Origin of the sequence: Nocardia nepalensis (genome assembly GCF_048910785.1) — a bacterium.
GTDB lineage: Bacteria > Actinomycetota > Actinomycetes > Mycobacteriales > Mycobacteriaceae > Nocardia > Nocardia nepalensis.
Genome location: NZ_JBKBET010000028.1, coordinates 141,894 through 160,347, shown reverse-complemented (window position 1 = coordinate 160,347; position 18,454 = coordinate 141,894). Strand labels below are relative to the sequence as shown.

At 64.0% G+C, this 18,454-nt stretch carries 16 protein-coding genes; 7 read left to right on the top strand and 9 right to left on the bottom strand.

Annotated features, from left to right (window positions below; all coding sequences use genetic code 11):
* Positions 1-102 precede the first annotated feature (102 nt).
* The 5 genes from ACHQ4I_RS21495 to ACHQ4I_RS21475 all read right to left on the bottom strand — a co-directional run bounded on the left by ACHQ4I_RS21495 (position 103) and on the right by ACHQ4I_RS21475 (position 4,483).
* A complete protein-coding gene (locus ACHQ4I_RS21495; protein WP_420773592.1) occupies positions 103-1,044 on the bottom strand; it encodes an SAVED domain-containing protein in 942 nt (313 codons plus the stop codon).
* Between the two features lie 113 nt (positions 1,045-1,157).
* Positions 1,158-1,688 carry a Mov34/MPN/PAD-1 family protein gene (locus ACHQ4I_RS21490; protein ID WP_420773591.1) on the bottom strand — a complete coding sequence of 177 codons (531 nt, stop codon included), beginning with the start codon at positions 1,686-1,688 and terminating at the stop codon, positions 1,158-1,160.
* A complete protein-coding gene (locus tag ACHQ4I_RS21485; RefSeq protein ID WP_420773590.1) occupies positions 1,685-2,965 on the bottom strand; it encodes a HesA/MoeB/ThiF family protein in 1,281 nt (426 codons plus the stop codon). The genes ACHQ4I_RS21490 and ACHQ4I_RS21485 overlap by 4 nt, the downstream gene beginning before the upstream one ends.
* Entirely contained in the window at positions 2,955-3,506 is a 552-nt protein-coding gene (locus ACHQ4I_RS21480; RefSeq protein ID WP_420773589.1) for a hypothetical protein, read from the bottom strand. Before ACHQ4I_RS21480 ends, ACHQ4I_RS21485 begins: the two co-directional genes overlap by 11 nt.
* Positions 3,503-4,483 carry a nucleotidyltransferase gene (locus ACHQ4I_RS21475; protein ID WP_420773588.1) on the bottom strand — a complete coding sequence of 327 codons (981 nt, stop codon included), beginning with the start codon at positions 4,481-4,483 and terminating at the stop codon, positions 3,503-3,505. Before ACHQ4I_RS21475 ends, ACHQ4I_RS21480 begins: the two co-directional genes overlap by 4 nt.
* Before the next feature lie 335 nt (positions 4,484-4,818).
* On the opposite strand from ACHQ4I_RS21475, the gene ACHQ4I_RS21470 reads away from it, so the two are divergent.
* Positions 4,819-7,260, top strand: a complete 2,442-nt coding sequence (locus ACHQ4I_RS21470; protein WP_420773587.1) for a hypothetical protein — start codon at positions 4,819-4,821, stop codon at positions 7,258-7,260.
* Between the two features lie 125 nt (positions 7,261-7,385).
* Here ACHQ4I_RS21470 and ACHQ4I_RS21465 read toward each other — a convergent pair whose 3' ends face one another.
* From ACHQ4I_RS21465 to ACHQ4I_RS21455, 3 genes are all read right to left on the bottom strand, one after another.
* Positions 7,386-7,559: a hypothetical protein gene (locus ACHQ4I_RS21465; protein ID WP_420773586.1), complete on the bottom strand. Its 174-nt coding sequence runs from the start codon at positions 7,557-7,559 to the stop codon at positions 7,386-7,388.
* Between the two features lie 192 nt (positions 7,560-7,751).
* On the bottom strand, positions 7,752-7,964 hold the full coding sequence (locus ACHQ4I_RS21460; RefSeq protein WP_420773585.1) for a hypothetical protein: 213 nt from the start codon (positions 7,962-7,964) through the stop codon (positions 7,752-7,754).
* A gap of 349 nt (positions 7,965-8,313) precedes the next feature.
* Positions 8,314-10,149 (bottom strand): restriction endonuclease subunit S domain-containing protein, encoded by a 1,836-nt coding sequence (locus ACHQ4I_RS21455; RefSeq protein ID WP_420773584.1) that lies wholly within the window; start codon positions 10,147-10,149, stop codon positions 8,314-8,316.
* 705 nt (positions 10,150-10,854) lie between these two features.
* Between ACHQ4I_RS21455 and ACHQ4I_RS21450 the strand changes: the two genes are divergently transcribed.
* The 5 genes from ACHQ4I_RS21450 (at position 10,855) to ACHQ4I_RS21430 (ending at position 15,333) form a co-directional block, all read left to right on the top strand.
* The gene (locus tag ACHQ4I_RS21450) at positions 10,855-11,091 is read left to right on the top strand and encodes a hypothetical protein (protein WP_420773583.1); all 237 of its coding nucleotides are present in this window, start codon (positions 10,855-10,857) and stop codon (positions 11,089-11,091) included.
* Positions 11,092-11,398: 307 nt separating this feature from the next.
* On the top strand, positions 11,399-12,010 hold the full coding sequence (locus tag ACHQ4I_RS21445; RefSeq protein WP_420773582.1) for an AbrB/MazE/SpoVT family DNA-binding domain-containing protein: 612 nt from the start codon (positions 11,399-11,401) through the stop codon (positions 12,008-12,010).
* On the top strand, positions 12,007-13,083 hold the full coding sequence (locus tag ACHQ4I_RS21440) for a tyrosine-type recombinase/integrase (RefSeq protein WP_420773581.1): 1,077 nt from the start codon (positions 12,007-12,009) through the stop codon (positions 13,081-13,083). The genes ACHQ4I_RS21445 and ACHQ4I_RS21440 overlap by 4 nt, the downstream gene beginning before the upstream one ends.
* Before the next feature lie 393 nt (positions 13,084-13,476).
* A complete protein-coding gene (locus tag ACHQ4I_RS21435; RefSeq protein ID WP_420773580.1) occupies positions 13,477-14,343 on the top strand; it encodes a molybdopterin dinucleotide binding domain-containing protein in 867 nt (288 codons plus the stop codon).
* Between the two features lie 207 nt (positions 14,344-14,550).
* Positions 14,551-15,333 (top strand): type 1 glutamine amidotransferase domain-containing protein, encoded by a 783-nt coding sequence (locus ACHQ4I_RS21430; RefSeq protein ID WP_420773579.1) that lies wholly within the window; start codon positions 14,551-14,553, stop codon positions 15,331-15,333.
* Between the two features lie 1,391 nt (positions 15,334-16,724).
* Here ACHQ4I_RS21430 and ACHQ4I_RS21425 read toward each other — a convergent pair.
* Positions 16,725-17,315, bottom strand: a complete 591-nt coding sequence (locus ACHQ4I_RS21425) for a TetR/AcrR family transcriptional regulator (RefSeq protein ID WP_420773578.1) — start codon at positions 17,313-17,315, stop codon at positions 16,725-16,727.
* Positions 17,316-17,377: 62 nt separating this feature from the next.
* On the opposite strand from ACHQ4I_RS21425, the gene ACHQ4I_RS21420 reads away from it, so the two are divergent.
* A complete protein-coding gene (locus ACHQ4I_RS21420) occupies positions 17,378-18,355 on the top strand; it encodes an NAD-dependent epimerase/dehydratase family protein (protein ID WP_420773577.1) in 978 nt (325 codons plus the stop codon).
* Positions 18,356-18,454: the final 99 nt, after the last annotated feature.

Sequence of the window (18,454 nt, the reverse complement as noted above, 5' to 3'; positions counted from 1 at the left end):
ACCGGATTCGAACCAATCGGCTGCGAAGCGATGAGTGAGCCCTGAACATAGAAGAAGTCGATTTGTCGGCGCTGCGCGCTAATTCCGCGCAGAATTTAAATGCTACGGAAGTTCCTCGTATCGGCTGCTGTCGGGGTCGAATGTCATTGCTTGCCAGCGCCCGGCCTCGGCCGCGAACAACGCGCCCAACGCCAATGACACCGAGACCGGGCCGCTGAGAAAGACGGCGTGGCGTCCGTTCCGGGCCACCGGAGTCAGTTCGGCGCTGCGCCATTCGCGGACCGTCTGCGCGACGACGGCGGTGAAGGTATTGAAGTTTTCTTTCAGGGTCTGCGTCGGGCTTTGAAGCACCAGCAGGGTGCCGATGCCGCGCTCAAGGCAGCTGGCCTTGACGGCCTCGACGAAGGCGTCCCCACGATGCTGCAGATCCAGAGCCAGCGCCGCGGTTGTGGGGTCGCCGTTGGGCAGGGTGATGAGCGGGTGGACGTCCAGAGGCGATCGGCGGGGTGTGCCCGCCCTCAACGTGGTGGCTTCGAAATAGGCTCGTTCCCCGTTGCTTTGGTGGATTTGGTAGACGCGGATCTCGCGGGCGTGCGTGTGGCCCAGGCGTAAACCGAAGCAGAATGCGGCGTGTAGCGGCATGGTGGGTATCAGGTTGAACCTCGTGGCGTCGGGCGTGAGCCGCATGGCCAGGGACAGCGCGGTGAGGGTTTCGTCGGCAAGCTGGGTGATCAGGGTGGAGGTCGGTCGCTCGCCTTCGCTGGTCGGCACCTCGGCTTTCAGGGTGACGTTGCAGCAGGTCTGGGCGAAGGTCTCGGCCTGCTGGGTCAGCTGTGTCGCTCGTGCGATCCCGCCGCGGCGGGCATCGGGTGCGGTGACCACGATCGCGACCCGCGCGTTCCGGCGAGCGCGGCGCCGCAGCCACCACGCGAGACCGAGAAGTTCGAGCCCTGCCAGCAGGCTAGCGATTAACCAGACCCGTCCTGCAGTTTCGTTGGCAGCGAACGATTTTGCGACCTCGGTGCCGAATCCGCCGACGCCCATCAACCCGACCGTGTGGACCACCGTCCCGTCACTGACGGCCTGCCAGCCTCGGTTGGTCTGGGGTGTCGCAGTTCCGAGGACGTCGAGGTGTGGTCGTCGCGAGTTCGGCTGGGTCACGGTGCTGGTGCTTTCTGTGTCGGCGGTTCTTGATCGGTGGCGGAGGGCTGTTCAACAACGAGCGGGCGGCAGGCCCAACCGCGGCAGGCCCACGCCGCCAGGACCCAGCGGCCACCGGCGTCCGAGGACGGTGCGGCGATCAGGGCGAGGAAGTCGTGGCTGAAATCGAGTTCGGGATCGGTCGACAGCGCGTCGTAGGTCGCTAGGTCCCGCGGGCTCGGGATGGGGGCATGTACGGGGTGGGTGTGCCATTCGCCGACCCAGGCCACGCCATAGTGGCGATAGCATTGTTCGGCATAGACGCGGGTGTGTTCGAGGTCGCGCAGAAAGAAGTCGTGGCGGCGGATCGCGTGCGGGCCCGGTGTGCCCGCGAAGCGCACGCGCACGCTGCCATCGCCACCGTAGTCACCGAGAAGGATCCCGCCGGTTTCCTTACCATCCGACATCGACGTGCGTGCCTCGCGGCCGATCGTGCGCGCGGCGCCGTAGCTGAGCTTCACGACGTTCAGGTGCTCGGCCGCGGTCATCCGCACGTGCACGTCGGGCACCCTCCGCGTGGGGGCATCGCTGGCAGCCAACGCACTTCACCGCAGCGGCGCAGATCGTAGGGAGCCGGCCAGGACGGCGAGGGGCGCAGCGCGACGATGAACTCTTCGCCTGGCAGACGCTGGTCGGGCTCACCTTCGGCTTCCAGCAGCGTCGCCACCGCGATCTTCGCCGCATGCTGACCGATCAGCTGCAAATCGCTGCCGACTGCGGTCATCGGACGGTGAACGGTTGCTTCACCGTAGGCACGATGCAGACTCGGCTCCGGGTCGAATGCGCCTGTGTCCTGGAGCGTTTCGCGGCGGCAGGTCAGGCAACCGTGCGCCGGCCACGGCCGAAGTCGTATAATCTCGCCCAGCGCGCCACCCTCGAGGACACAGGCCAGCACCGCATCGGTGCGCGCGCGGCGTGCGAGGTGAGTGACGACCCGGCGGGGCTCGATCCCGTCAGCCGCGCACACAACGAGATCCGCTCTGGCCAGCACCTGGCGGACGCGGTTTGCGTCGGCCACGACATCGAGGGCGAACGGTTGGACAGCGGTGTGTGGGTTACCTTCGCGCAGCTCGATCGCCATGGCCTCGACCTTGCGTTTGCCGACGTATTTTGCCGAGGAGGTGTGGCGAATCAGGTTGTGGGGCAGGAGTCGATCCGGATCGATGAGATCCAGGGCACCGACCCCGCTGCGGGCCAGAGCGTGCGCTGCGGCCGATCCGATGCTGCCGAGTCCCACCATGGCGATCCGCTTGCACTGCAAGATCTCGACCGGCCAATGACCCTGCAGTTGAGCGATACCGGTGCTGGCGGAACAGACCTCGGCACGGACGGGCATCACAATGTCTGACTGGACATGCCACGCGACGATCGACGGAACGCCCACATACTCCGGTGAGACGTCCGGCGCGTAGGTGATGACAAGATGGGCGCCGTCGCCGGGAGAGCGGAAGCCCGCGGGAATCCGCTCGCGAAATGCGCTGAGTTCGATGCCGATCCCCCGCAGCGCCGCGTTAGCCCATATGACATGCAGATCCTGGTTCACCCGGTGCCAAAAACCGATCGGACGGTAATCGGCCACCGCCAGAAAATGGGTGTTATCCCATGCGCTGACCGGGCGCCGCGCGTCATCGCCGTTCGAGATGGCGATAACAGCCGCGACACGGTCGGGTTCGGAGACCCGGCAGCTCAAGCGGCCCCAGCGCCCGCCGCCGGTCAGGGTCTGCGCTGCCTCGGTCGAAAGCAGGACTAGAAAGTCAACGGTCATCGGCGGCGCTCCGCCCCTGGGCCGTTTGCTCGATCAGAGCATCGAGCACGTCGTCGCTGACGATGCCGTTGTCGGTCATCGACTCCAGCACGCCGGCGACCATCAGTTCGTATTCAATGCGCCAGCCAGCCGCTTTCAGCAGCAGATCGCTCAACGACATCCGATTGGTCCAGCGCGTCGGATCCGCCAGCAGACACAAACTTCCGTCGCTGTTGACGTGCCAGCGATGCAGCAGGCGCTGGTGCAGTCCCGGCTCGGGGTCGAGCGCAAACAGCCGCGGAGCTACGACTGGATATGCCTGCCCGCACTGCACCTGCAAGCGCAGGCCCCGTCCGCCCAGCCAGGCCTCCAGGCCTGCCGGCTGCGGCCGGTCGAACGGCCACAGGGGCAACTCACCCTCCCATTGGCCGGAACCCTCGGGAATCCACGCCAGGCCAGGGAATCTCCGAGCCATCTCGTCACAGTCGGCGTCGAATCGCTGGGGTTCGTGCACCCACCAGTCCTCGCCGCCAGCCTGCCCCACCCCCTGCTCGACCGTCATCCTTGCGGGGCGTCCCTGATCAGCGGGGGCGGCGCAGCGCTGGTGCGGCCCTTGGGCTTCTTCGGCGGGGCCGGGAAATCAGGACCGAACAGCTCCTGCCACACCCGCAACGCGCCGTCGATGTCGTTGCGGGCGGCCAGATCACACGCCAGGTCAGCCTTGTCCGCGGCCTCCTCGAGCCCCGAACGAAGCCCTTTGACATCCAGATCCGGCTGGATCAGCCCGCAATAGCCAGCGGGATCGGACACACCCCAGTTCACCTCAACCGCCGCGGAGGTGAAAAACGATCGCAATGCGCTAGGGCGGGTGACATCCAACGGAAGGCATTCCAACGCAAGGACTTCCATCACCAACGACTTGATCTTCCCCTCGACCTGCACGTCCTTACGCCAGTCTTTCAGCACGCGGACCATGGGCCGGAAGTACTTCCATTCCCGCTGCCGCTCAGCGACCTGCCCGATCAGGAACTCCGGATTCGCACTCGACCACAGCTCGTCTTTCGTGCTGGGCAACAACAACGTCCCGTCGGCCTGCCGTAAAACGGGCATGACGTCAACGGTGAAGGCATGTTCCTGCTCGGGAGGATCGATGAAGCACTTCACCGCACGGTTGCGGTCCAAAGCAAGACGGACCAGCTGCTCCACCGACCCCTGCCCGGTCCCCAGACGCGAGACCACCAAGTCGTGGACATGCTCGAGCGCTTCTGCCGAGGAGGCTCCCGGCTGTCCCCAGCTCGGGTGCTGCTCACCGTCGAAGACGACGATCAGGTCGACATCATGGATCGGCTCGAGCTGTGTACGACGTTGTAGCGAACCAGATTTGACGACCTCGACGACACCGTCAGCGTTTCCCAACGCGCCAACGAAGATATCGCGGCGCTCGCGCGCCAACGCGACGTGAGCAGGATCGGCATCGACCGTCTCTTGGTAGGCGTCGAACGCGCTGAGAATACTCACTGAGCAACCTCCAGGCTTCACTCCTCAGATGAGGAAAGGCACGTGTAGAAGATTAGGGCTACCCTCTGACAACTTTCATCGACGCTGGTAGCAGCGTCGTTACGCACGAGAGCCGGATCCGGCGCCTATGGCTGCCACGATCGTGGTTGAGCTAACTAGTCGGTTGTTCAACGATCGAGATTGCCGGCGGACCGGTGTCATACGCCAGCGCCTGCAGAGCCGAGGGTCCTCGTTTGTAGGCACCGCGGTGGTGTCGCCCACCGATTTTGGCTGTCGGACGTGTCGGCGTGGTCGGATACTGTTCCGCCATCTCCAGATTCGCTCTGGACGAGCGTCACCTTAAGGCAGGGACTTCGATGGGTGGACAGGCCGCGGCACGCGGATTTGAATACCAGTACCTCATCACGTTGGAGTACGCGCTGGTCACGATGCTCGCATTCGATTCGGAGCTTACCGATGTGCAGGTCGAAGGTGTACTCACGTCGAATCTGAAGGCAGACCAAGAGATCGTCGACTTTTCGTTGGCTTCGGGGCCCTGTGTCCACACCGTCGCACAGGTCAAGAGCGGCGGGCCGGGAAGCACTCTTTCCGCTGCTGATGTGATGGCGATTCTGCTGAGGTTGTACAACCTCGATGCAGATAGGTACTTGGTAGTCACGAACCGTGCGGCACAAGACAGCCTCGTCAAGCTGCTGGAGTTGATGGCGGTCGGCGGTACACACATCCGCGCCGAGATTCTCCCCCTGGTGTCTCGAGCGAAGGTCTCAAGCGATCTTGCAGCGTCAGGGGAAGAGTTTTGGGAGCGCTTGCGGCGCACAGAAATCAGACTCGACAGACGCGACATCGAACAGGTGAGGGTCGAGGTTCAGCAGTTGGTCCGCACTGCCCGCCATCGAGCCGTTCCAGCGTCGGTGGGGTGGGATGCGACTGGGCTGTTGACCGGCTATCTGGTGTGGGAGGTGATGGCGCGAGCCTCCGGGCCGCAAACGGCGGTACTCGCCAGGACTGAGTTATTGGAGGCATTGTGCATCGATGCCGAAACGGTGAAATCGATAATGCATCAACGGGACTGGGCCATCCACGTCACACCGCCGCCACGCACCACCGACGTCGCCCGCCCGGACCTGCTGGCGGAATTGGCCCGCCGTCTGCCCATCCCTGTCCCGCGCGACGCAGCGCCGGTATGTCTGGTCACTGGATTATCGGGAACTGGGAAGAGTAGCCTCGTCGCGGCGTGGGCGGACGAGAATGCGTATGCGTACTGGGCGATCATCTGGATCGACGCCACGAACGAACGTCGAGTGAGGCAATCGTTCAGCATCGCTGCGCGCTGGCTCGAGGACAACGGATTAATCGGCTGCGACCAAGCCGTGCCGGTCAACGAGCGAGTCTCTGCGGCGCTGGCGCGCAGCGCTAGACCGTGGCTGATGGTGTTCGACAACTGCGGCGACCAAACCGTTGTACGCCGCTGGATTCCACGGCGAGGGCATGGACACGTCATCGTGACCAGCACCGACCAGACCCCACTGTCGGGGCCGAATTCCTCGAAGATGGTCGTGGAGGGCATGGCAGCTACCGAGGCCACTCGCTTGCTTTCCCTACGTCTACTCCCTGAGCGATTGCCAAGCAAGAGCGAGCAACGGGCGCTTGATCGGCTGGCGATCCGTCTGCACTGCTGGCCGCTTGCTCTCGAACTGGCCACCGGGTACTTGCTGACCACGCACCTCGACTACGACGACGATATCCCGCACGCGGTGGCAGAGTTCGAGCATCTGCTGGAGCGGGCCATGGACGACCTGTCCTCGGTGCCTGTCAGCTACCGTGAGTACCCGGTCACTGTGGTGGGCGCCATCACCATGACGTGGGCACGGCTCACCGCTCGAACAGGGGCCGCTGACATACTGGCGGCGACAGCCCTGCGCACAGCGGCCTTCCTCGCGTCACGACAGATTCCCGTCAACCTTCTGCTCGGGTGTGCCGGCGACACTGTCGACCAGCAGTTTCCGCACTATGCGATCGGCGATCCACCTGCGGGTGAGGTGCTTCGAGCGATTAAACGCGATTGCCTTGTCACCCTGGACGAACAGATACCCATCTCCCGGGCCGGCGCACGCGGCCCAGCCAGAGTGCTGGACGTTACGGTCGCGATGAATGACATCGTGCAGTCCATTGTGCGGCAACTGGTCGAACTTGAGGGCCAGACCGACCTCGCTCTGTTCCGCGCTGCCTATTCCACACAAGCGTGGATGGGGTTCTTTGCCGCCAAGGATGACACGCAGCTAGCCGCCAGCCTCGTCCAGCACGCCATCGCCGTGTCGGAACTCGCCAATGAAAACAACCCGCTCAGCCTGGCCAATGCACAGCTGTGGGGAAACCTCGCTGGAACCCTTGGCTCTCTTGGCAAATGGGGAGAAGCGGTCTACTACCTCTGCATGGAGCAGGCTTGTCTCGAAAATCTTCCAGACCGTGACGTCAGCGGCTTATTGATCCAGTCCCTTGCATCCATGACCCGTGCGCTGTACCAACTCGCTGACCACTTCCACCATGACGCGTCCCTCATCGTGGAATACCTGGAGAGACTGATTGCGACGATTCCTGCAGCCGCGGCCTTTCACCCCGAGGCCACCGGCGAGTCGATCCTGGTTGCATCTGACACGGTCCGCGATCTACTACGTGACGGTGCGAATCATCCGAGGCTGGAGGCCCTCGGCATAGCGTTGCATGACTTTCAACGGATAACCCCGCCGTCTGGGTATGGCAGACTCATGCACCGCGATAGGCCTACCCGGAAGCATTGAGCCTCAGCTAATTCCGTATCCATCCAAAAATATGGCCGGGAGCCGGTGGCGAAACTCGACAAGTTCGCGCAAGGACTCGCAGAGCGCGAACACCCCCGAACGTCTACCGACCTGAGCAAGGCGCCCTACGCGTCGGTGGCGAGGGCGAACGCCGTACACATCGAAAGGGCACCGACCAGCTCGCGCTGGTAACTCAGCCCGGCCGGACGGCCGATATCATCACTCAGGCCGCTACCGCGGTAGCGGATATGTTGATGCGCGCCGACGAACAGCAAGGCGAATCCGAGTCCGCAGTTCATTGAACCGGTGTAGGCCGGGGGTGGGATGCAAAGGCCTCGCAAACCACCGCAATTCCCATGCGACGCAACCTCGTCGACCCTATACCGCAGTACACGCTTTCCGCTACGACAGTGAATAATGCTGAAATGCCGACGTTGATCCGGCGTGAGCGGGGTTTCGAAGTCCCAGACCGGTAGTGCGATCTGCTGGATCTATCCCAACCAGACGAGGCTGCTTTCACCAACATGGTTGGCCATCAACCACTTCCGGAAACCGTCCAGCTCCGTCTCACCGCGTTGGCGGGCCGCCGCGTCGTAACTCTCCAAGAAGCACTTCACGCCGCGCAAACAGGTGTACCCGATGTACATGCCAGGGCGCGCGGCAAGCAGTTGCAGATATTCACGTTCGGTGTTGTTCGGTTCCATCGCACCGTAGTTCGCTCTCGCCCGAGCGGCGAAGTCTTATCAGGCCAGGATTCGTCATGCGCCCACTTCGTCATGGCGGCACCGACAGTCGCCAGCGGTGAATTTCCAGGTGACCCGTGGTGACTGAGCTGCTCATCATCGCGTCAATGCAGGCCCGCTGTTGGGGCGGTCGGCGTCCCGAAGCAGAACATCCTGGAATCGGTATGAGGGGCGTTCCGCGAGATCGCCTGTCGGACAATGGCTGTCCCTGGGCAATTGCCGGAACGCGGCATTACACGGCCGACACCACAGCCTGGCGAGTGGTGGGTCCCACCACCCTGTAGCAGGCACTCTCGTGCCGGTACGGTGATTAAAGCAGGCCTACGATTTGGAGAACGTCGCTGAGCGTTGGATCTACTGTCGTATGACCATGCTCGAGGCTCTTGAGGACCACCGCACCCTGCGGCGCCCTTTCGACATGGAACGTCGACCAGTTCCGGCACACCGGACAATCCCTACCGATTAGGTATGGCCGTAGAAGATGTAGCCGCTGTTCGGGACCGCGCAGGTAGAGACTGCCGACTTCCAACTCGTTGTCCGTATGTTCGGACGAGCTGACCGGTACCACTGGGTGGTCACCCATCAGCTCGCGGTACTCAATGTAGGAACGCCGAGCCAGCGAATCGCGCCGCACCGCTGCCACCTGCACAAGTGGCCAGTCGGTCAGGAATCGGGCGGCGTCGAGGAGGATTCTCAAGTCTTTGGCGGCGTCTCGCACCGCATCCGGCAAATCGGCTGCGTCGGTGTGACGCATGTGTGCCTGATCGTTGCGTCGGTCGGCGAGCCGTTGCCGTGCACCATTGACCGCGGCGCCGACGAGCAAGCCACGCAGATCACCGAGCGGATGTGACGGCGTCATGGATCGGAGCCGCTTACTGGTGGCGGCCTCGGTCAGGACTGCGGTCCATTCACCCAGACCTGGCCCCGTGCGGCCGGTGCGAAGTTTGGCCCGGAGCTCGCCTGCGGAGCCGAGTTCGATTCCCTCCTGGCGGGTCAACGCCAACGTCACCAGCGCGCTGTAGCACAGCAGGATCTCGGTCGCGTCCAGAATTGCTCCGTAGGCTTCCCTGGTTGGTTCCGTGCTCTGCAGTACCTCGGCGGTGCGCCAGCGTGCGGCGACCGGGTACGGGAAACGCGTCCGCACGGTGTGGCCGAGGTCGTCCAACAACGAGGCAGCCTCGACACGTAACCGCAGGGTACGGCCGGACTCTATGACGCGTCGCCGAGCTTCCGACGGTGTGTCGCTGCGGAATACCGAGGTGAGGATCTCATCGGCCTGCGCCTGCCATCGTTGAAGGCGCTCCTTCGCTGCGTCCAGACCATCCAACGCGTCGACCAAATCCTTATCCGGCCGCGGAACAACCATTTCTGTCAACGGCGCCGCCGAAATTTGCACCATTTCATGGGCACTGCTCAGCGTGGCGTTGAGCAGCGTCAGAGCAACAGGAGTTCGGAGGAACCTCAGTGCGAAATCTCTGTCTCGCGTCGCCTGCTGGTCACGCGGTCTCATCACCAGCAGGTGGTGCGTGACCACGGCGGGAGGGTCCTCCGGGCGAACGGTGGCTAGCACCAGTCCGCCGGAATCGTTGCGACGGTATATGCGCCGCACCAGTACGTCACCTACCGCGAGGTGGAACTGCTCGGGTATGCAGGCCCCACGGGTGTCCTCGCTCGGTGCTGCCAGGGTCCCATCGCGGCCGACGTCCCGGCCCCGCAGAACCCGCGCCGCGCCCGCAGCATCGGGTGCACATTCCATTTCTGTTTTCAGCCAGATCCTGGGTGGGAACTCGTACAGGTCGCCCAGGCGAACCACACCGCCGAACCCTGACAGGCTTGCGCGCTGCTGCTCGATAGCAGGATCGTGAGCGTCGAAGTTGAGCCCGATGTCCGCGTCTGGTCTCTCGCGCAAAACGTATCCGAACTTGCTGCGGCCTCCGCCTTGCTTGAACAGATGCGCGAGGTCGGATCTGACAGCGTCGGCGTCGGCGTCTGTCGGAACGCGGAACATCCTGACAGGGGGCGCAGGATCAGCCTTGGCCCGGAGCACGACAGCTGCGACTCGCATGCTGTGATGCGCAAGGGGGTGAACATTTCTGGCCTCGATCACCGCAACCACGTCCCAGTGTGCATACATGTTCTGCCGCATCGTCACCGCCGACCGGGAGCTGAGTTCCCCCGCAGGCAAGAGGACTACCAGACCCGAATCACGCGAACACGGCCGAAGCTCCTGCAGGTGCTGGTCGTAGTGTGGTCGGCGCGACTCGGCGGCGCGCTCCCACCAAGGAATCCATACGACGCTGGGATGTGTTTCCAGCAGTGCCGACAGCATCGCTGGAAGATTCTCACCAGCGGCGTAGATCGTGCCAGGTCCCCAGTCTGGCGAGCGTCCGGCTGCGTCTGGACCCTCCTCAACGAGCACAGCTGGCCCACCACCAGCCGAGCGTTGCAGAGCCAGTGCCAGCAGCTGCAGAAGTGCTCCGAACGGAGTATCGGCAACTACGAGTTGCTCGTCCATGGAGAGTCCTCCTGCCTCCCTGTCGATCTCGTATCCTGCACCACAGCCGACGCGCGAACAACCGCTTATGAACCCCTGGCAGCGCGGACCTGACCCGCATCGTTGGGCCAGGCCATCATGTCCCCTTGAGGGAGGCTCTGGCCTCCAGCTGTATTTCCGGCTCAACACGGATTTTCGGCGGTTTGGCGCGAAAAGTGCAGCTGTAGAACGGTTTGGACGTGTGTCCGGTCGAACACGCTGGTAGCAGCAGGGTTCCCGAACGCCCGGATATTGGCATGTGCGTGCGTTGGGTTGTCATGTGCCGGAGGCCATGTAGGCGGCAAGGATGTAGTTGGGGTGGCGGTCGAGGTTGGTGCGGGCGGGGTCCTGACCGGTGCGAACCTGTACGACGCCGACCCAACCCAGGCGGAAAGGAGCGACGGGACAGTAATTGGCCCGGTCGACGAGATCGCCGGGGACACGCCGTCGCCGGAAGAGCTGGAGCCGACGATGCGGTCGGTGGATGTGGTATCGCGCGGACCTATCGCTGTGATCGATCCGCTCCCCCATGACAAAATATGCGGCTACAATTGAGTTATCGCCGGTTGCCCCGTAAGGAATCGGTTATCGGAAAGCCTTGGGATACCGTTGATCTGGCCCATGGAATGGCTGGTGTCATCGGCACCATCGGAGACGCAACCGGCACGTACCGTTGAGATCTATTACCAGCACGCTTGGGCGTGAGCGCCCCGACTGAACGACCATCGGCACACCGTCCTTGAGACGTCGTGGCAGCATGTGACGCGATTGCAGCGTCTCCCGACAGGCCAATCATTGAACTCATCTGGGGTGTTCAACAAGCACTCCGCGCCCGGGGAACGGCACCAAGGAGGGGATGCAGATGGGCGATCTGGCCGCAACACCGCATTCTTGCGTGCGGACAACACCCGATGCAGGCAATGCGCCCATTCACTTCGATGCGTCTGCGATGAGAACGAACACATCTGCAACATCTCCTGCTCGGCAAACCTTTTCCAGACCGAGTCGTCCGGTATTCCGGTTGGGTTTCGATGAGTTGTTCCCGACGGGCACACGGCGCGGTGCACCCGGCCGACATGACGGTCGCGAGGTGCCGTTCGCTTTCCCGGGTGTCGTCGAGGCAACCCCGATCGGTGAGCTGTTCTGCGCGGCAGGCACTATCGACGATCACGGTCGCGTGTCGGATCGTTCGGCGCTCAAACACCTTGCCTGGTATGCGGGTCAGGCGCTGGGGTTCGAGGGCGATGATCAGTTCGTCGTGGTCCGGTGGCTGCGGCAGGGCCGGTGGTCGGTGGGGCGATCGGGGTATCTGCTTATTCCGGCGGCTTTCCGGCACCGCTGCAACCTCGATCCGGGCGATCGAGTGCTGCTCGCCGCAAGCCGGGACAATGATCTTCTCGTCGTCGTCCCGCCGGCGGTAATGGCGGCCGCGTTATGGGCCTATCGGCCCCAGACATGGCAGAAGCCGGTATGAACGCCGACATCGACGCGGCCTTGCGACTGATCACCGCCCGCCTGCACGTCGACATGGTTGATCGGATACCGGTGATGCCGACCTTCACTGGATATCTTGCCCGGTTGCGGGTCGCTGTTCCGGTGACCACCCTGCGCACCTACAACCCGTATTGGCGCATCATCGAAACGGTTTGGGGTGACCGGTATCTCGACGAACCGACGCCGCTGGAGATCGAGGAACTGGTCGAATCACATCGCAGTCGCGCCCAGGTGCGGGCCAACACGCGCGAAGGTCGCGGCGCCGTCATCGCGATGATCTCCGCGATCCGCTGCCTGTATCGCCACGCCGAACACGACAACCTCATCTGTCCCGCCCGCAATCCCGCCAGTCGGATCACGAAACCCCGCCGACTACCCAGCCCGCGCCATGCGCTGACCCGCGAACAGGTCATCGCCATCGGACACATCGCCTCGACCACAGGCAACGACACCGAACTCGACGCCCTCATCGTGCGCCTGCACATCGAAACCGCCTGCCGCCGCAGCGCAATTCTGCGACTGGACGAGACCGACCTCGAACCCGAGCATTGCCTGATCCTGCTACACGAGAAAGGCGGAACCCAACGCTGGCAACCGATCTCACCACTGCTGATGACCCGACTCGTCGCACACACCGACCATCGACGCGCCAAACCCGCCACCACTCGGGTCCTGCGGTATCGCGATGGACGCCCCCTCGGGCAAGGCCGATACGACTACCTACGCAAGCGAATCCACGCACACCTGCCGTGGGCGGCGCGGATGCAGGTCACCCCACACTGGATACGGCACACCACACTCACCTACGTCGAACGAGAATTCGGACCCTCGGTCGCCCACGCCTACGCCGGACACACCGACAACACCGCCTACGAAGGATCGACACCGATCTACACCAAAGCCGGCATTATCGAAGTCGCTCACGCACTTTCAGCTCTGACCGGGCAACCACACCCACTCGCCCAATCCCCATACCAACCACTCTCGCCATGGGAGCAGCGGTGGCGCAACACCTCGCCGGACACTATCGAGAAAACCAGAGTGCGAGAATAGCTTCGCTCTCCCCCACTACCGTTGACATACGGTCGGAATTCGCTTTAGATTCGCTTCATGGGGCAGGGAAGTCGGCAACCACACCGCAGCGACATCCGTCCCCGTCGAGCGATCATGTGCCCGGAATGCGCACCGGGGCAACGAATCTCACTCAACGCCGACAGTTCGTCGCAGAGGTGCTGCGAATGCTCAGCAGCAAACGTCATCCGTTGGCGCGCCAACCTGTCACTCCGAGAGGGCGTCGATGCCGGTAATCTCTAAGGCTATGAACACGCAAACGCTGCGAGTTCGCTTCAAACTGGTCTCTAGAACACCGAGACCACGCGGCACGCGGATATCATCCTGCCGCCGATTTCACCGCTGGAACGCGAGGACGTGAACATCCTTTTCCCGGTGTTCAGTGTGCGGAACAATCTTCGCTATGACGCGCGTGTCTTCGAACCGCAGGCCGATGGGCTCGAGGACTGGCAGATCATGGCGCGCTTGATCACCGAGCTGGTGCCGTTGCCGGCGCGCCGGTTCACCACGCGTGCACTGAATGCATTACTCGCACAGTTCAGTCCGATCCGGTTGACCAGGCTCGGGGTGGCCGCCGGTCCGTACGGGGTGCTGCGGCGCGGTCGCAAGGGCTTGACCGTCGCGAAGGTGCGTGCCGTGCCCGGTGGTGTCGATCTCGGTCCGCTGCAGCCGCGATTGCGGGAACTGATCGGAACCAAGGATCGCAAGGTTCATCTGGCGCCCGAGGATTTCGTCACGGCCGCACGCGGATTGCTCGACGACGCGCGCCGCGGCAAGGCGGTGACGGCGCCCGCCGACGGCTACGACCTCAAACTCATCGGCCGCCGCCACCTGCGCAGCAACAACTCCTGGCTGCACAACGTCCCGTCGATGGTGAAGGGCCGCGACCGCTGCACCGCCCTCATGCATCCCGCCGACGCCGCCGAGCGCGCCCTCACCGATGGCACACCGGTCGTGGTCACCTCCCGCACCGGCTCGATCGTGGTCACCCTCGAGGTCAGCGACGATATCCGCCCCGGCACCATCGCCATCCCGCACGGCTGGGGCCACCGCGAACCGGGCGTCGGCTGGCAGGTGGCCGCATCCCTGCCGGGCGCGAACGTGAACCTCCTACACGACCCAGCCCTCACCGACACCTTCTCCGGCAACGCCGCAGTCAACAACACCTGGGTCACGGTCACCCCCGCCTCACCCGCATCGACGGCGGCCGATGTCGATCGCCAACCCGCGACGACTCAGTAACCGCGCGCGGCATATTTGTTCGGACCGTGCGTTTTGTGCGGTTGAGCAATACCTGGGTCCTGGTCGCGCCGGCAGCAGGCCACGGACAGTGTTCACCTCGAGGCGGCGACCGAAGTGGCCGAGCGTCTCACCGAACTCGGCGGTCTGGCACCGAATATCGTTCGGTTGCGTTCCCCGCAGGGCGCTGCGTGTTGCCATGATGGACGTGTGCGTGTGCTGATCCCGGTTCCCGATACCGATTTCGACGTCACCGAAGTGGCCGTTCCCTGGCGCGTTCTCACCGACGCCGGGCACCAGGTCGTGTTCGCGACCGAACGTGCCGGCACTCGGCCCTCGGCCGACCCGCGACTGCTCACCGGAGTGCTGTTCGGTCAGTTGGGGGCCGAGGATGAACCCAAGCAGTACTACTGGCAGCTCACCGACGCGCCAGAGTTCGCCGCCACCGTCGCCTGGTCCGATCTGGACGTCACCAGCTTCGATGGGCTCATCCTGCCGGGAGGACACGCGCCCGGCATGCGCCAGTATCTCGGCTCACCCCTCCTCCAGGAGCAGATCGCCCGATTCTGGTCGCTGCACCGCCCGGTCGGCGCGATCTGCCACGGAGTGCTCACGCTCGCCCGCACCCGTGATCCCGAGACAGGACTGAGCGTGCTGGCCAACAGAACCACAACATGTCTTCCCAAGTTCATGGAACGCACCGCCTACTACCTCACCGCATGGCGGCTCGGCCGCTACTACCGCACCTACTCCGCATACGTGGAAGACGAGGTACGCGCTGCCCTCACCGATCCGGACACTCAATTCTGCAGAGGCCCACGGGAACTCACCCGACGTGGGACGGCAGACGACGATACCCATGCCTTCACCGTCACCGACGGCAACTACGTCTCCGCTCGCTGGCCCGGTGACGCCTTCCTGTTCGCCCGCCGCTTCCGCGATCTACTGGAGGCACCGGGTCAGCAGCCGTCGGCATCCACCGACACGAAATAATCCAACGATCGAAACGTCGAAACCGGCCCTCTTCAACCGGTAAGGCAGGCGTATTCGAAGCCCTGGAATGCCTGCGGGATCACGCACAGGAGCCGATTACCTCGTTGCGACCGAGATGATCGCGACCACTGCCAGGGTGAAGACGCGCATGCACACGGTCGTGCGCAGCGTCGCTCCTCAGCTCGTCATAGCCCTGTGTACCGTCTTGCCGAGTTCCGATCACATCATCGCCTTCTCTGTTCCTTCGATGTGGCTGTCGGATCCACTGCAGCACAACCGAATTCACAGATCACGAAGGCTTGCGGTGGACCGAGTCGCATTGCGCGGAACCGAGGTGGATCGAGAATCCTCGAGGTCGACGCAGACCTCGTGTCGGCGCGACACCCGCTGCGCCAGGCACTTCGACGTAGAGGAGCTGCCCGAGGGGACAGCAGTTGCGGAATTCAGTGTCTGCCGCACCAGTTCACGCAATGCGTGTGGAACCCGGGGAGGTATGTGTGCGTGATGGCCGGGGCGACGACATCGCGGAGAGTCAGTGCCGCGGAGCAGGTCCGTCAGGCCGTGGAGAATCGGGATCACCGCTACGGCCACTGCCCTGATCACCGTCGGCGCCGGATCCCTCGCCTGCACTAGGTGCAATTCTGCGCGGCGGTCTGGCCATGCGCCGAATGCCGACGGCCGGGGTATCGTCACCAGCTCGTTTCCGCCGCAATGCGCCGAGATCGATGACACTCCCATCATGCTCGGCTCTGCCCGGATCATCCTCCGGAGCGCGGTGCCGCGCCGGGCCGGGGTCCACCGGCCACCACCCTGTATCACGCTGCAGTTCTGACCGCAGCACGGGCCTGGTCGGAGCGGGATCGTAGACGGAGCCGCCTTCCGAACGCCACGTTTTGTGGGGCCGCTCGCTGGCTTGTTCCGTCATGCGCCGCGGGCGACGCGGCAGCCGGGTGATTTTCGACGTGCCGTCTCCCTCGTCGGGGGAACCGGTCTCGGCAGCCTTCATACCTTCCAGCTTCCTGCGTAACCGTTCCACCGCATCGAACCTGTTCCCGCCGGGCCCCGGCGAGGATCCCTGCCCCGGCACTTCCCGGTCCGACATCGCGCTAGCAGCCGGCGGGTGCCGTGGCACCCGCCGGCGCCACGACCGCCGGTGCCCCGAGCTGATCTCTGAACTTCTGCCTGCTTGCGTCGCTCACGTCCGTATTCTCCCTCAGGATCCGTCACGCCGCTCACGCTACGAGCTCAACTTTCGTTGAGGTCAAGCATCGCCTGACTTCAGGCTGCGGCATCCATGTTCCTCGTGCTTGGTCTCGGTGAGTACCTGGCGCGCGCCGTTCCTTGTCGACGTTGCTCGCTGCCACGATTCCGGCGTACATCCGCGCCGGACCTCAAGCGCGACTTGGGCGATCCGGAAAGAGCGGCAGAATCTGCGCCAGGATCAGCTCGCAAGGAGTCAGGGACTGCTGGGCGCGCGCCAGTACCATGGCGCCCTCGAGTGCGCCGAGAAGGAGCATGGCCAAACCGCTGGCATCCTCAGCAGACGTGACCCCGTAGTAGGTCAGGCTTTCTCCCAAGGCCGTCAGAAGCACGTGGTAGGCCTCGCGGCAAGCTGCGGCGAGCGCGGCGGACCCGGGCACCGAATCCAGTGTCACGGTGGTGATCGGCAGGCCTTCGCTGAAACCGGTCTCCTGCAGGTGCTGGGAGAAGTGCTCGGCCATCGAGGCGACCCATGCCCGTGCGGTGGGGCTGGACAGGCGGGTGGCTTCGATGAAGCTCGCCGAGTCCGCTGCCGCGATACGAACAGCCTCGACCGCGATCTCTTCCTTCCCTCCTGGGAACAGGTAGTAGACCGATCCCTTGGGTGCGCCGGACTCCTCGATGATCTGCGCCAATCCGGTCCCCTGGTACCCCTGGCGGCACAGTAGCCGGTGCGCGCTGTCGAGGATTTTCTGACGCGAATCGGATTTGGGTCTGGCCACGAGGTAAGTATAGTGATCGGTATAGCTATACTGATTGTTATAGTTTGGAAGGAAGTGCAATTGTGGCTACCGTCTTTGTCACCGGCGGCTCGGGGTTCGTCGGCGGTCGGTTGATCACGCGCTTGATCGAGGACGGGCACGCAGTGCGCGCGCTGGTCCGAAGCGATGCCGCCGCTCAGAGAGTCCAGGGCCTCGGCGCCATCCCAGCACGGGCGAACCTCGCAGACCCCGAGGGGTTGCGCGTCGCTGCCGCAGGGGCCGAGCTGGCTTTCCACGCGGCCGCACGCACCAGCGTCGACGGCAGCCGCCAGCAGTTTCAGGCCGACAACGTCACCGGCACCGCCAACGTGGTGCACGCCGCGCGTGAAGCCGGGGTGAGGCGATTCATTCATGTCGGAACCGAAGCGGCCCTCATGAGCGGCCGGCCATTGGTCAACGTGAACGAAACTGCGCCGCTGAGGCCGGACTCGCGCGCCTACTACTCCGCCTCCAAGGCGGCCGCCGAACAGCTTGTGCTCGAAGCCAACGGAACCCGGATGGAAACCGTCGTACTACGGCCGCGCTTCGTCTGGGGCGCAGGAGATACAACACTGCTGCCCGAGCTGATCAGCATGGTCAACGCAGGCCGCTTCGCGTGGCTCGGCGGTGGCCGGCACCTCACCGACGCGACCCACGTCGACAACGCGGTGGAAGGACTGATACTCGCGGCCGAGCGCGGCCAACCGGGTCAGGCGTACTTCGTGACCGACGGCTCGCCGGTGGTCTTCCGCGAGTTCCTCACCGAACTGCTTGCCACCCAGGATGTCGCCGCTCCAGAGCGTTCCCTGCCCTACGGTATCGCCCGTCTCGTTGCCGCGGCCGGCGAGACCCTGTGGCGGACAGTGCATCTGAAGGGCGCACCCCCACTGGACTACATGAGCGTCTGGCTCTCCGGCCGCGAGTGCACCATCGACATCACCAAGGCGCGCACGGAACTTGGCTACAAGCCGATCAAGACACGACAGCAGGGACTTGCCGAACTGCGTTCACAAGCAGGTTGACGTTCAGTCCATGCTGCGGTCGCGCGTACCGGCTAGACCGCGGCCCTTATCGCGAAGGTGCCTCCCGACCGGCTAACGCAAGTCGGGGCGGTTCGTCGA

Bases quoted from the DNA above. Each gene is read 5' to 3' on its own strand.
- ACHQ4I_RS21460 (WP_420773585.1), bottom strand. From the start codon at position 7,964: ATGGAACCGAACAACACCGAACGTGAATATCTGCAACTGCTTGCCGCG.
- ACHQ4I_RS21485 (WP_420773590.1), bottom strand. From the start codon at position 2,965: ATGACCGTTGACTTTCTAGTCCTGCTTTCGACCGAGGCAGCGCAGACC.
- ACHQ4I_RS21470 (WP_420773587.1), top strand. From the start codon at position 4,819: ATGGGTGGACAGGCCGCGGCACGCGGATTTGAATACCAGTACCTCATC.
- ACHQ4I_RS21455 (WP_420773584.1), bottom strand. From the start codon at position 10,149: ATGCGGCAGAACATGTATGCACACTGGGACGTGGTTGCGGTGATCGAG.
- ACHQ4I_RS21445 (WP_420773582.1), top strand. From the start codon at position 11,399: ATGGGCGATCTGGCCGCAACACCGCATTCTTGCGTGCGGACAACACCC.
- ACHQ4I_RS21490 (WP_420773591.1), bottom strand. From the start codon at position 1,688: ATGACCGCGGCCGAGCACCTGAACGTCGTGAAGCTCAGCTACGGCGCC.
- ACHQ4I_RS21480 (WP_420773589.1), bottom strand. From the start codon at position 3,506: ATGACGGTCGAGCAGGGGGTGGGGCAGGCTGGCGGCGAGGACTGGTGG.
- ACHQ4I_RS21440 (WP_420773581.1), top strand. From the start codon at position 12,007: ATGAACGCCGACATCGACGCGGCCTTGCGACTGATCACCGCCCGCCTG.
- ACHQ4I_RS21465 (WP_420773586.1), bottom strand. From the start codon at position 7,559: ATGAACTGCGGACTCGGATTCGCCTTGCTGTTCGTCGGCGCGCATCAA.
- ACHQ4I_RS21495 (WP_420773592.1), bottom strand. From the start codon at position 1,044: ATGGGCGTCGGCGGATTCGGCACCGAGGTCGCAAAATCGTTCGCTGCC.